Origin of the sequence: Halalkaliarchaeum sp. AArc-GB, from assembly GCF_031432225.1 — an archaeon.
Lineage (GTDB): Archaea > Halobacteriota > Halobacteria > Halobacteriales > Haloferacaceae > Halalkaliarchaeum.
In genome coordinates this window covers 1-12,018 of sequence record NZ_JAVKGM010000016.1, presented here as the reverse complement: position 1 = coordinate 12,018, position 12,018 = coordinate 1, and the positions used below count along the sequence as shown (strand labels likewise).

Here is a 12,018-nt window from a genome sequence, read left to right as displayed (position 1 = left end):
AGCGTGAACGAGCGTCTGAGGTGATCCGGACGTCCGGGACGATCGGAGAGAAATGTGCTTAAAATACACATTACAATACAATACTCACTCTTATACTCCTCGATCCCATATCCACCGTTATGAGCGATATGGACGGGAGCGCCGACGACGAACTCGCAGAGATTCGACAGCGGAAACGGCAGCGGCTTCGCGAGAAAGTCGAACAGGGGACACTCGGCGAGGATGCCTCGGACGGGGCAGACGGCGCCGATTCGAGTGGGGCGGACCGACAGGAGGGATCGCCTGCGCCCGACGAGCCGATCGAACTGGACGACCCCGGACGGTTCGATTCCGTCGTCTCCCAGTACGACGCCGTTCTCGTCGACTTCCACGCCGAATGGTGCGGTCCCTGCAAGATGATGGAGCCGGCGGTGAAATCTGTCGCACGCGATACGGACGCCGCAGTGTTGAAGGTCGACATCGACAGACACCAGGGACTCGCGGGCAAGTTCGGCGTCCGGAGCGTTCCGACGCTCGTGTTGTTCCGCGACGGGGAACCCGCACAGCGGGTGATGGGTGCCCAGTCCGAAGCGGCGCTCAAGCGCCTGGTCTCGAGGTAACTGACGCCGTTGTTTTTATAACTCCGGAGTTACTTCTCCGGAGGCAGCAGCTATAATTTTCTGGACGGTGACGGTTCGCGTATGATTACGAGCCAGCGGATGGCGGCCATCGATGCGAACGCCGAGGCGCTGGGCGTCCCGCGAAAACAGTTGATGGAGTCCAGCGGAAACGCGATTGCACGCGTCGTTCGGCAGCTCGCCGACCCTGGTGACGCGGTGGCGGTCGTGTGCGGTCGGGGCAACAACGGCGGCGACGCGCTGGTCGCCGCACGATTTCTCGAGAGGTACGAGATGACGGTCCACCTGCTGGGCCGCCCCGAAACGATCACCACCGAGATCACCCGTGAGAACTGGGAGGCCATCGTGGCGGCCGAACTGGACGCGACCGTCGTCCGGGACAGCCGGACGTTCGATCCCGGCGAGCCGGATCTGGTCGTCGACGCGATCCTCGGGACCGGGGTCACGGGTGCGCTCAGGGAACCGGAACGAAGCGTCGTCGACCACCTCGGGGATCTCGATGCACCCATACTCTCGGTCGACGTTCCGACGGGTATCGACCCGGACACGGGGGACCGTCTCGGTGGGGGCGACGGGATCGCAATCGACGCCGATCACGTCGTCACGTTTCACGACCGAAAGCCCGGACTCGAGTCGCTCGACGCCGCCGTGACGGTTGCCGACATCGGTATCCCACGGGCAGCCGAACTGTTCACTGGTCCAGGAGACCTGCTCCAGCTCGATCGGCGACCGGACTCTCACAAAGGCGAAAACGGCGAAGTCCTCGTCGTTGGCGGAGGACCATACACCGGTGCACCGACGCTCGCAGCGTCGGCGGCGTTACGTGCAGGGGCGGACCTCGTTCGGGTCGCCTGTCCCGACCTCGTCGCACGCGAGGTCCAGGCGTTCTCGCCCGATCTCATCGTTCGCCCGTTCCCGGGCGAGACGCTCTCACCCGTTCACGTCGATCGAATCGGGGAACTCGCCGCCGATCACGACGCGGTCGTGTTCGGCCCGGGACTCGGGGACGCCGAGGCGACGCTCGAGGCAGTTCATGCATTTCTCGACCAGTTCGAGGGACGGGCAGTGATCGACGCCGACGCACTGGAGGTCGTTCCGGACGTCGACACCGACGCGACGCTCGTCTGTACCCCCCATCAGGGGGAGTTGCGCGGAATGGGTGGCCCGGGAGCCGACGACTGGGAAACGAGGGCGGATCTCGTCTCGGAGTTCGCGGCGGAACTCGGCCACGTTCTGCTGGTAAAAGGGCAATACGACGTCGTTACGGACGGAGAGAACGTCCGGATCAACCGAACCGGAAATCCTGGCATGACCGTTGGCGGTACCGGAGACGTACTCGCGGGCGCCGTCGGCGCGTTGCTTTCGGTCCTTCCGCCGTTCGAGGCGGGTGCAGTCGGCGCGTTCGCCAACGGGCGGGCGGGCGATAGCGCTTACGACGACGCGGGGAACGGACTGGTCGCGACGGACTTAATCGATCGGCTCCCGGAGGCACTACGTACGGATGAGTGAGGACCTGACCCACACCGACGACGAGGGGAACGTGCAGATGGTCGACGTCGGCGACAAGCCCGACACTGCACGACGGGCGGTCGCCCGTGGCGAGATCCACCTGCAGCCGTCGACGATTCAGTCGATCCGCGAAGACGACATCGGGAAAGGAGATGTTCTCGCGACCGCGCGCGTGGGCGCGGTGCAGGCCGTCAAACACACCTGGGAGACGATTCCGATGTGCCACCAGATCCCCATCTCGAACGTGGACACCGACTTCGATCTCGGAGACGACCAGATCACTCTGGAAGTCGCCGTCGAAACAACCGGAAAGACGGGCTGTGAGATGGAAGCACTCGAAGGTGTGACGACCGGGTTGAACGTGATCTGGGACATGGTGAAAGCCGCCGAGAAAGACGCGGACGGCCAGTATCCGGAGACGGCAATCGACAACGTCCGAGTGGTCGAAAAACGGAAACGCCGCATTCAGTAGCTGTTTGCAGTCGGCTGATTCCGGCACCTGTTCAATGGAACCGCTGTCGATAGCCGGGTATCACTGTGGCCGATCACCGTAATACGATTCTACTCAAAAGTATTATTTCGCAACGACGACAACAGTTATTCGAATCACCGATGGCCGCCTTCTCTCGCCGAGCGTTCCTATCCGGACTCGGTCTCGCTGTCGGTTCCGCCACCGCCGGCTGTACATACGGTCAGTCTACGGGCGCAATAGGAGGCGTGGAGCTGACCGACATGGCCGAGAGAACGGTCCAGGTGCCCGCGGAGGTGGATCGCATCGTCGCCGTCGGACCGGGTGCACTCCGGTTGGTGTGCCACCTGGGCGTCGGCTCTGACGTCGTCGCCGTGGAGCACCAGGAACGCGCCACCGATAACTGGACACCGCCGTACAATATCGCATATCCCGAATTTCGCGAGCTGCCCACCGCCGGGCCACAGCACGGCGGCGACGCGGAGGCGATCGTGACGCAGGCTCCGGATCTGATCGTCGCATCCACGGATACACCGGACGGTAGTGCGCAACTGCAGTCCCAGACGGGCGTCCCGACTGTCTGGGTCGACCAGGGGAACTTCGGCGACGATCGCGAGTCGCTGTACACGGCCTGGAGAACGGTCGCTGAAGCGGTCGGTCGAACGGAACGTGCGGAGGAACTGGTCTCGTTCGTCGAATCCCGCCGCCAGGAACTTCAGGAACTGAGTAGTGACGCCGTCGGCCACCCGTCAACGTTCGTCGGCGCCGTAAGCCACCGCGGCGGTCAGGCGATGACGTCGACCGAAGTTCCGTTCCCGCCGTTCTCGATGGTCGGAGCGGAGTCGGTGGCTATCGAACTTGCGCCAAAAGCAGCCGAATCGACCGGTTCGACGGCGAAGCGGGACGTCGCATCCGAGAAGCTCCTGGAGTGGGATCCAGAAGTTGTATTCATCAACCGGGCGAACCTCTCGATTGTGCAAGACGGACTTCGCGGATCGGGACTAGATTCCCTCTCTGCAGTCCGTAACGGCGCTGTTTACGGCGTTCATCCCCATTACTACTACGATTACAATCCGTCGACCATGCTCGCTAACGCCTACTACATCGGAACGATCCTGTATCCCGCGGCGTTCGGCGATGTCGACCCGAAAACGGCAGCCGATCGAGTGTATCGGGGGTTCTTCGACCAGGACCTGTACGAAAGGATGGCTGACGCACACGGCCCGTACGGGGCGGTCGAACTGTAAGGAGTGCTATGTCATCGACGCCAGCACACGTCCGATACAAACGACGGAATCGGCGGAAGCGACTCGTCGGTGTCGGGTCGGTGGGGCTGCTGGTCCTCGCAACTGCGTGGTCTATCGCCGCCGGCGCCGCGGAGCTGTCCGTCGTCGACGTCCTGCAGATTCTCTCTGGCGAGGCGTCAGCGACCAACGAGACGATCGTCTGGCGGATCCGTCTCCCCCGGGTGCTTTCTGCAATCGCTGCTGGCCTCGGGTTGTCCGTCGCCGGGGCGGCAATGCAAAAGGTGTTGAACAACCCCCTCGGCTCCCCGTTTACACTCGGAATCTCGCAGGCGGCCGCCTTCGGCGCAGCCGTCGCTGTCGTCGTGCTATCGGGAACAGGGGTACTCGTCTCACAGTACGTGATTGCCGGCTCGGCGTTCCTGTTCTCGCTGATGTCGGCTGGCGCGATTCTCCTTCTGGTGGTGTACACCCGGGCGACCCCGGAGACGATGATCCTCACCGGGATCGCACTGGGGTCGATGTTCGCCGCAGGGACGTCGGCACTGCAGTACCTTGCAGATCCCTCTGACGTCTCTGCGATCGTGTTCTGGACGTTCGGTGACGTCGGACGGCCGGCGTATCTCGAACTGGGTGTGATGTCGTCGGTCGCCGCTGTGGCGACGGGGTATTTCGTGTACAACAGCTGGGACTACACGGCGCTCTCGGCGGGTGACGAAACGGCAGCCGGTCTCGGAGTCGACGTGAGACGGCTCAGAGTCAACGGGATGGTCGTCGCGTCGCTCGTGACCGCAACGATCACTGCCTTTGTGGGAATCATCAGCTTCGTCGGGCTCGTCGTTCCCCACATCGTGCGGAAGCTCGTGGGCGGCGACGACCGGTACGTGATCCCACTTTCCTGTGTCGTCGGTGGGCTATTGCTTTTGGTTTCTGACACGGTCGCCCGCACCGCTTTTGATCCAGTCGTGTTGCCGGTCGGTATTCTCACGGCGTTTCTCGGGGCACCGCTGTTCCTGTATCTGGTGATTAGAGGGAGGGAGTACTGGTGACCCGATCAGAACGCCTGGTCGATGTCGAAACCCTGCGTTTCGCGTACGACGACACGCCGGTTCTCAGCAGGATCGACCTCGCGATCGACGAGGCGGAACTTCTCGCGCTCGTCGGGCCGAACGGATCTGGCAAGAGTACGTTGCTCAAATGTCTCAACGGGATCCACGAGCCCGATGCGGGGGAAGTTTTCCTGGATGGAACAGCCATCTCCGAGCTGTCTCGGCCCGAGATCGCGCGTCGCGTGGGCTATGTCCCTCAGCGGGAGCGCGGGCGCTATCCAGCGACCGTTTTCGACACGGTGTTGCTCGGCCGGCGACCACACGCGAGTTGGCGACCTGTTGACGAGGACCTCCAACTCGTCACGCGACTGCTCGATCGGCTCGACCTCTCTGAGCTTTCGGACCGCCCCTTCGAAGGCTTAAGCGGCGGCCAACGCCAGAAAGTGACCATCGCGAGAGCGCTCGCCCAGCAGCCGCGATTGCTGGTGCTCGATGAACCAACCAGCGATCTGGACGTCAGACATCAGCTGGAAGTGCTCGAGGCGCTCCGGGAGGAACGCGACCGTGGCCGGGCAGTCGTAATGGCGATCCACGATCTGAACCTGGCGACGCGGTTCGCCGATCGGATCGCGATGCTCCACGACGGGAGGATTCACGCGATCGGTGGATCCGACGTCTTGACACCCGAGACGATCGAAGAGGTGTACGGCGTTCGTGCAGAGGTCGAACGGCGGAACGGACGGACGGTCGTACTGCCCGATGCACCGATCGCGACGACATCACACGACGCTGTGCACTGACGCTACCGCAATGACAGCACCGGGCGGCCGGCGTCCCGGATGATCCGCCTCGTCGTGCTCCCGAGCAGCCGGTCTGGCACTCCCTCGCGCCCTCGCGTCCCGACGGCGATCAGACCTGCGTCGACGCCGTCTGCGTATCCACACAGCTCTGACGCCGGCGCGCCCCGGAGAACCTGACCCGTGGTGGGAACGTTCACCTCCTTCGCGCTCGCGGTGATCTCCTCGACTACCGTCTCGCCACCCTCCCGGAGCAATCCCACGATACTCCGTGGAGCGTCCTCGAGGTCGTACACTGTCGAGTCGATCACGTACACCGCATGCAGTGTCGCACCGAAGCGTTCCGCAATCTGTAATGCGTGGTCTGCGGCACGTTCGGCCGCGTCGCTCCCGTCAGTCGCCACCACGATGTCCGAGAGTGGATCCGGCAACGAATGCTGAACCTCCTCGGTGTCCGGAACAGACACGACGGGCACATCCGCCAGAGTAACGACCCGCTCTGCCGTGCTGCCGAGTCGGCGATCGCCCGCCCCACGTGTTCCGAGCACACACAGATCGACGTCACGTTCGTGGGCGTGTGCGATGATTTCTTCGTACGGTCGGCCGCGTCTGATCTCCCGGTCGACGTCGAGACCCTCCGCACGCTTTTGAATCTCGGCAGTCACACGCCTGCCGGACTTCTCCGACCGATCGAGCAGCGTTCGCCCGTCCTCCGGATCGATCAGCCGATCGATCGACGTGTCGACGACGTACAGGAGGTCCACCGCCGCGTCCGTCGCCCTGGCGACTGAGAGACCGTATTCGACCGCGCGGGCGGCGCCAGTGCTTCCGTCGACCGCGATGAGCAGCCGGTCGTACATGGGTAATTCTTCGCGGAGAGGGATCAAGTACTCTTTCCCGTCACCCCCCAGATCGAAATTGGTAGGCAGTTGTAAAGGCCGCGTGGGCCGGCCCGTTGATTCTCTGACCGAAAGTGCCACCTCGGTCAGCACTGGCGACCCACGCGATCAGGACAGGCGAACCATGATCAATGGACGATCCCGGAGTGGAACAAACAGATTCAGGATTTCGGTGTTCAGATCATGGCAATAGAACTATCGTAACGATTCGTCAATCACGCCGCTTTATCCACCCTGAACCGTGTGTGGCACTACTCGGGAAAGTACATACTCGAAGGTCATTATCCATAAATCGCCTTTTCAGGGGTATAACCCCTTTTCGGAAATTGTTCCCCTCTACACAAAAGAAATAAGCATTCACTCGGTTCGCTATCGCCGGGGTTTCTTGTACCTTTGCAGAACACCCCACCCCGAGGTTTTCATATCGCAATATATGGTTTATGCAGTGTCGGATCCGCCGACGATCGAGTAGATATATGTCTCGTAGGTGTCACGAACCTGGTCGCCCCAGTTGTGTGTATACGTGTCGATAATGTCGCTGGCAACGTCCCCGCGGAGATACTTCACGATGCCGCGGTCGCCGGTCCGGTCGCGGAGGTGGGTGGTAAAGAAGTGCCGAAAGTAGTGGGGAGTGACGTTTTCCGCGGAGCCACCGCCGGTGTGATACCATCCCCACTCACGGGCGTGTTGTTCGACGATGTGCCTGACGGCGGCGGGGTCCAGTCGGGTTCCCCAGTCTTCACTCGTGGCGACGAACAGCGGTTCCGCCGCCGATCTCGCGTCGGGACGGACAGCCAGCCACCGGAGGAGGACGCCCCCGAGTTCCTCGTCGACCGGGATGATCGTCTCCCGCTGGCGCTTGTTCGAAGCTGTTCTGACTTCACCGTTGTACTGTTCGCCCACGGTCGGTTCCGTCGGTACGTACAGTGAATCCGGGTGCCCTGACAGCTGTGCTCTGGGGGAGACACCGTACTCGTCGACGACTTGCGTGTCGGAAAGCCAGAGGTCCCGAAGGTCGAGATTGCACAGTTCGCCGACCCGCATGCCAGTTTTCAAAAGGGTGACGACGACGGCGCGATGCAACGGATGGTCGATGTCCCCGAGGAAAGCGCGCATCTCGGGAATCGAAATTTCCCGTCGCTGGGGGTCTTTCTCGACGGTTTCGTCCATTTCTTCGACGACCAGCGCCATCGGGTTGGCGTCGAACGCTCCGACCTGGGTCATGTAGGCGTAAAAGCGGTGGAGATACGCCGCATACGTCGCAACGGTGCTTTCGCTCACCGATCCGCGCAGGGTGTGAATGTACGCCATACAATCCCGATACGACGCCTCGGCGGGATTCACCGGCCGTTCCTGGGGACTCTGTTCTGGATCGGCGAGAAACGCCTCGAACTCCCGGAGCACGCGTTCGTAAGCGTCCCGGGTGCGCTCCGTCTTGCCGTGGAAGGTGAGGTCCTCGAGGAAGTATGCGATGGGGTCTTCCGGATCCGCCTCGGTGGAATCGACGCTCATTGGGTACTACGTACCTCCCTCTTCGGTCAGGGTGTATCCGCCGTCCCGTCCACTGTACTTCACCTGGTTTCTGTCCTGCAAGCCAGACAGTGCTTCATCCATCCGGTCTTCGAGATCGACAGCCAGTTCCTCCCGGAGTTCGTCCCAGTCCAACGTCCCCTCAGATTCCAGGAGGTCGTGTATCCGGCTTTCGAGGACGTCACCCCCGGGGTTCGTGGCGTTAGAACCACCTTCCTCGGACTTCTCCGCGAGATCGAATCCGCGACGACCCGCCTGCACCATCGTTCGCAGGAACTCGCTTTGGCTCATTCCCAGCTGGTCTGCGTGTTCACGCCACCGCGTTTTTTGATACGCCGGCACGTAGGTCTTCACGGCGACGCGCTCGTCCTCGCTGCCCATGTTTCCTCGCTCTGGCGGCAGTCCCTTCAATCTATCCCCACACTTCGGGATAAGGCCACTTACCCGGAGTTCTAGCCCTAGATATACCCGGCGGAATATCCTGTAATCCGAAATTGTAGTACTATTCTCAATTCATGTAGTACTATAATTCAGGATTAGTATACTCGGGGTGGATTCCGATATTTCGTCGCTTTTGAATCGACGGAAAGGAGTGAGTTATGTCGGCTTTTATCGGACAGATATCGAATACAGTCGTTTAGATATGGTCAAAATTTGAATCGTGGTTTCGACGAACACTCCGTCGGATCCGTCACCTATTTCGTCGTGTTCGTCGGACGAGCATCTCGACGAGCTCTGCTTCGACGGGAGTTCTGAGGTCACCATCCGGCTTGAAAGCGGAGCCGACGATCGCGCCGTCGGCGATTTCGAGATACTGTTCCAGGTTGTCGACGTCGACTCCACTTCCAACGAAAACGGGGGGACTCCGTGAGGTTTCGGTGACGGCCTCACACAGATCGGATACGTATTCGGGATCAGCCTTTTTCCCCGTCGCCGATCCGGAAACGATTACGCCGTCTGCTAACCCTCGTTCGACGACGTCTTCGAGTGCTGTGGCCGGGTCGTACCCCGGTGAAACTGGTTGCGAGTGTTTGACATCGACGTCCGCCAGTACGGCGATTTCGGGGTCGAGTTGTTCCCTGAGGCGGATCGTCTCGTGGGCAGCTCCTTCGATGATCCCCTGGTCGGTGATTCGGGTGCCGGCGTGAACGTTCGCCCTGACGAACTCTCCCCCGACGGCGCCGGCAACTGCGATCGCCGCGGGGACGTCGTTCCGCAAGACGTTGACCCCCAGGGGAACGTCGATCGCCTCGCTGAGCTCAGTTGCGATCCGCGTCATCGACGCGACGGTGTGTTTCGGCACTTCGTCGGGGTAAAACGGCGCGTCGCCGAAGTTTTCCACGAGGATTGCGTCGATACCACCATCTTCGAGTGCTGTGGCGTCAGCTACGGCTCGTTTCAAGGCGTCATCGATCCCAGTACTGTCGGGAGAACCGGGCAACGGCGGTAAATGCACCATTCCGATCAAGAGGAACTCGCTCGGGTCTCGGACGTTCATACAGAGTGGGGGAACGGCTGCCCCAAAGGGGTGCCGACACTCGAGCACACGCCGACAACAACCATCGAAATAAACTATATGGCGCTATATTGAATGCTTGGGGACAGTAGTTGAGACTGGTCGTCTCAATGCATATGGCATTCTGGCGAAGTTCATAAATAGTATGAAGGCGTAGTCTGGGATAGAACGATGGCTCGAATCACCGGCTCCTATCCAGACGATCTCGATCTCCTCATCGAGGGCGCTGTCGAGGCTGGTGTGTTTAGTGGCAAGAGCGATGCGTTGCGAGAGTTCGTGCGTGAATACTTCGAGGACCACGAAAGCGAGCGTATTGCAGCTGCGGTCGCCCTCTACGAACGCGAGCGGATCACACTCGGTGATGCCGCGAGGCTCGCTGATGTCGACCGCTGGACGATGCGTGACATCCTCCGTGAGCACGGTGTTGAACTTCGTCTGGGGCTCGTCGACGAAGACGACGCAGCCTACGAGATAGAAACAGCACGCGAACTCGAATTCGATGATGAGGACTCGTCTGATGAGGAGTCACGTGCTAAATGACAGGTGACGATCTCCCAGCGCACCCGAGCGTCTTGAACACGACTGTACTCTCGAATTTTGCGTACATCGATCAGCTGTGGGTAGTTGCTGACCTATCTGGAATCTGTACGGTACCAGTCGTGCGTGAGGAGCTTGAACACGGCATCGATAATCACCCATATCTCCAGGAAGCACTCGATACGCTTGATGACGAAATCCCAGTCGCGACGATTTCGGATACTGTCGCAAACAGAGAAGCCGTTGTTGGTGGGCACCTCGACCCCGGGGAAGCCCAAGCGTTCGCCCTCGCCGACGCACACGACGGTCGGCTGCTGACAGACGACGGAGATGCCCGATCCTTTGCGAAAGACCAGGGCGTGACCGTTGTCGGGTCGGTTGGCGTTCTGTTGGCTGCAATCGATGCTGGGAAGATCGATGAAGCGACTGCTGACGGGTGGCTGTCGACGTGGATCGATGAGATCGGTTACTACGTCCCGTATCGGACGATTTCCGAGTATCGATGACGGGCTTGCTTGTGTTCGAAACGCCTGATTAGTGTGCCCGTGAACACGTCTATTACCAATGAGTGAAGCCGACAGACGACTATCCGAAGAGAGTGAGCAACGGTTTCTAGACCTGTACGCCCATCTGTTGGTGTATGTCAACGACCGATTCGAGGTCATCGAAGAAATCGAAACGGTCGCTGATCTTGAACAGCACTACACTGACGAGCTTCTCCCGCTCCGAAACACGCTGTACAACGAGTCGACGACAGACTTGATTGAGGACTTCGTTGAAGAGAACCCTCCCGACCTGTCGGAGACTGATCTCGAACAGGTCGCAGCGTGGACTGACTTCGTCGCCGGCGAGTTCGTCGTCGTCCGCTATCGAGAGGACGATGCGATCTTCCTCGATTGGACAGAACCGCCGAAAGCATACGCAGTCCGCCCTGCTCGGCTTCCGTTCGCCGAATTGTGGGACGAGTCCGCACTTCCAGTCCCGGTTTCGAGTGTCGCCCTGTTACCGTTCGAGGACCAGATCGTCTACGACGGGTGGATCGGGGTCAAGAACATCATCTTCGGGGGCTCGCTCAGCGCAGACATCGACGACGAATACGAGGAGGCCAAACATCGCTTCGGCATCATCGACTCGCTTCCAGCACCCGAGGAAGACCAAAAGACGGACGCCGAGGAGTTGCGCTTCTACATGAAGAACAAGCGCAACCGCGAACGATACGCGTCGGAGATCGAGCAGTTGCGGGAGAAAACCGACGAACTGGAGCGGATTTACCATCAAGAGATGGGGAAAGCCCGTGCCCGAAGCTTGGGTCGCGAACTGCGCGAGTTGGGACTCAACGAAGCCTACGTAGCGATCTACGACGATCGAATCATCACCAGTGCTCCCTCCGAATCCGAGGTTCGCGAGCTACTCGAAGAGATTATGCCCGCTGGGAAGGCTGATCACCCCTACGTCTACCACTTCGATCCCTGAACGAGAGTCAATAGCTTACGACTGGAGTTGCGTGACAGTCGATGCGATTTCGCTTTTGCTCGGTTCGCTTGAGAACTCGAATACTCTGTCTCCGACACCGAAGGCGTATCTCCGGTAGGAGACGTCGACGTGAATCCAGCATTCGACATCGCTGTCTGTCGCCTCATATTCGGCTTTACTTGTATTCTCTCCGTGCTTCAGCACGTCGAGCAGGTACTCTTCGATACGTGGCGCATTCGCGATCCGCAAGAGATGGTCGGCAGCGACGTTGTCTAACACGTCTGCTGGGGTTCCGTATCCGTCGCCGACGAGATAGAACTCGCCGTCGTACTCGTGTGACTCGACCTGAACACGGAGTGCGTACGTATTAGCCATATC

The 12,018-nt window shown here is 60.5% G+C and carries 14 protein-coding genes; 9 read left to right on the top strand and 5 right to left on the bottom strand.

Translation table 11 applies throughout. The features are described from left to right. Positions 1-119: 119 nt before the first annotated feature. The 6 genes from trxA to RH858_RS13420 all read left to right on the top strand — a co-directional run bounded on the left by trxA (position 120) and on the right by RH858_RS13420 (position 5,688). Positions 120-599 carry a thioredoxin gene (gene trxA / locus RH858_RS13445; protein ID WP_310562132.1) on the top strand — a complete coding sequence of 160 codons (480 nt, stop codon included), beginning with the start codon at positions 120-122 and terminating at the stop codon, positions 597-599. Positions 600-680: 81 nt separating this feature from the next. Then, complete coding sequence (locus tag RH858_RS13440) at positions 681-2,126, top strand: NAD(P)H-hydrate dehydratase (protein ID WP_310562131.1); 1,446 nt, start codon at positions 681-683, stop codon at positions 2,124-2,126. Continuing rightward, a complete protein-coding gene (gene moaC, locus RH858_RS13435) occupies positions 2,119-2,598 on the top strand; it encodes a cyclic pyranopterin monophosphate synthase MoaC (RefSeq protein ID WP_310562130.1) in 480 nt (159 codons plus the stop codon). The genes RH858_RS13440 and moaC overlap by 8 nt, the downstream gene beginning before the upstream one ends. Positions 2,599-2,858: 260 nt before the next feature. Beyond that, positions 2,859-3,842 carry an ABC transporter substrate-binding protein gene (locus RH858_RS13430; RefSeq protein ID WP_259532964.1) on the top strand — a complete coding sequence of 328 codons (984 nt, stop codon included), beginning with the start codon at positions 2,859-2,861 and terminating at the stop codon, positions 3,840-3,842. An 8-nt stretch (positions 3,843-3,850) separates the two neighbouring features. Next, positions 3,851-4,888, top strand: a complete 1,038-nt coding sequence (locus tag RH858_RS13425) for an iron ABC transporter permease (RefSeq protein WP_259532963.1) — start codon at positions 3,851-3,853, stop codon at positions 4,886-4,888. Next, positions 4,885-5,688, top strand: coding sequence for an ABC transporter ATP-binding protein (locus tag RH858_RS13420; protein WP_310562129.1), 804 nt, complete (start codon positions 4,885-4,887; stop codon positions 5,686-5,688). Before RH858_RS13425 ends, RH858_RS13420 begins: the two co-directional genes overlap by 4 nt. A 2-nt stretch (positions 5,689-5,690) precedes the next feature. Here the strand turns inward: RH858_RS13420 and RH858_RS13415 are convergent, their stop codons facing one another. The 4 genes from RH858_RS13415 to RH858_RS13400 form a co-directional block, all read right to left on the bottom strand. After that, positions 5,691-6,545, bottom strand: coding sequence for a universal stress protein (locus RH858_RS13415; protein WP_259532961.1), 855 nt, complete (start codon positions 6,543-6,545; stop codon positions 5,691-5,693). Between the two features lie 477 nt (positions 6,546-7,022). Beyond that, complete coding sequence (locus RH858_RS13410) at positions 7,023-8,096, bottom strand: tyrosine-type recombinase/integrase (RefSeq protein ID WP_259532960.1); 1,074 nt, start codon at positions 8,094-8,096, stop codon at positions 7,023-7,025. A gap of 6 nt (positions 8,097-8,102) precedes the next feature. Continuing rightward, positions 8,103-8,495, bottom strand: a complete 393-nt coding sequence (locus RH858_RS13405; protein ID WP_259532959.1) for a DUF5805 domain-containing protein — start codon at positions 8,493-8,495, stop codon at positions 8,103-8,105. Between the two features lie 310 nt (positions 8,496-8,805). After that, a complete protein-coding gene (locus tag RH858_RS13400) occupies positions 8,806-9,612 on the bottom strand; it encodes a BtpA/SgcQ family protein (RefSeq protein ID WP_259532958.1) in 807 nt (268 codons plus the stop codon). 189 nt (positions 9,613-9,801) lie between these two features. Here RH858_RS13400 and RH858_RS13395 point away from each other — a divergent pair, with 189 nt between their 5' ends. Genes RH858_RS13395 through RH858_RS13385 form a run of 3 tightly spaced genes read left to right on the top strand, consistent with a single transcriptional unit; the run spans position 9,802 to position 11,640 of the window. Beyond that, positions 9,802-10,170: a UPF0175 family protein gene (locus RH858_RS13395; protein ID WP_259532957.1), complete on the top strand. Its 369-nt coding sequence runs from the start codon at positions 9,802-9,804 to the stop codon at positions 10,168-10,170. Further along, positions 10,167-10,673: a twitching motility protein PilT gene (locus RH858_RS13390; RefSeq protein ID WP_259532956.1), complete on the top strand. Its 507-nt coding sequence runs from the start codon at positions 10,167-10,169 to the stop codon at positions 10,671-10,673. Before RH858_RS13395 ends, RH858_RS13390 begins: the two co-directional genes overlap by 4 nt. Before the next feature lie 58 nt (positions 10,674-10,731). Next, complete coding sequence (locus RH858_RS13385) at positions 10,732-11,640, top strand: hypothetical protein (protein ID WP_259532954.1); 909 nt, start codon at positions 10,732-10,734, stop codon at positions 11,638-11,640. 15 nt (positions 11,641-11,655) lie between these two features. Here RH858_RS13385 and RH858_RS13380 read toward each other — a convergent pair. Continuing rightward, a partial coding sequence (locus RH858_RS13380) for a hypothetical protein (RefSeq protein ID WP_310562128.1) occupies positions 11,656-12,018 on the bottom strand: 363 nt, incomplete at its 5' end.

Bases quoted from the DNA above. Each gene is read 5' to 3' on its own strand.
- moaC (WP_310562130.1), top strand. From the start codon at position 2,119: ATGAGTGAGGACCTGACCCACACCGACGACGAGGGGAACGTGCAGATG.
- RH858_RS13390 (WP_259532956.1), top strand. From the start codon at position 10,167: ATGACAGGTGACGATCTCCCAGCGCACCCGAGCGTCTTGAACACGACT.
- trxA (WP_310562132.1), top strand. From the start codon at position 120: ATGAGCGATATGGACGGGAGCGCCGACGACGAACTCGCAGAGATTCGA.
- RH858_RS13385 (WP_259532954.1), top strand. From the start codon at position 10,732: ATGAGTGAAGCCGACAGACGACTATCCGAAGAGAGTGAGCAACGGTTT.
- RH858_RS13410 (WP_259532960.1), bottom strand. From the start codon at position 8,096: ATGAGCGTCGATTCCACCGAGGCGGATCCGGAAGACCCCATCGCATAC.
- RH858_RS13395 (WP_259532957.1), top strand. From the start codon at position 9,802: ATGGCTCGAATCACCGGCTCCTATCCAGACGATCTCGATCTCCTCATC.
- RH858_RS13430 (WP_259532964.1), top strand. From the start codon at position 2,859: ATGGCCGAGAGAACGGTCCAGGTGCCCGCGGAGGTGGATCGCATCGTC.
- RH858_RS13440 (WP_310562131.1), top strand. From the start codon at position 681: ATGATTACGAGCCAGCGGATGGCGGCCATCGATGCGAACGCCGAGGCG.
- RH858_RS13425 (WP_259532963.1), top strand. From the start codon at position 3,851: ATGTCATCGACGCCAGCACACGTCCGATACAAACGACGGAATCGGCGG.
- RH858_RS13405 (WP_259532959.1), bottom strand. From the start codon at position 8,495: ATGGGCAGCGAGGACGAGCGCGTCGCCGTGAAGACCTACGTGCCGGCG.
- RH858_RS13415 (WP_259532961.1), bottom strand. From the start codon at position 6,545: ATGTACGACCGGCTGCTCATCGCGGTCGACGGAAGCACTGGCGCCGCC.
- RH858_RS13400 (WP_259532958.1), bottom strand. From the start codon at position 9,612: ATGAACGTCCGAGACCCGAGCGAGTTCCTCTTGATCGGAATGGTGCAT.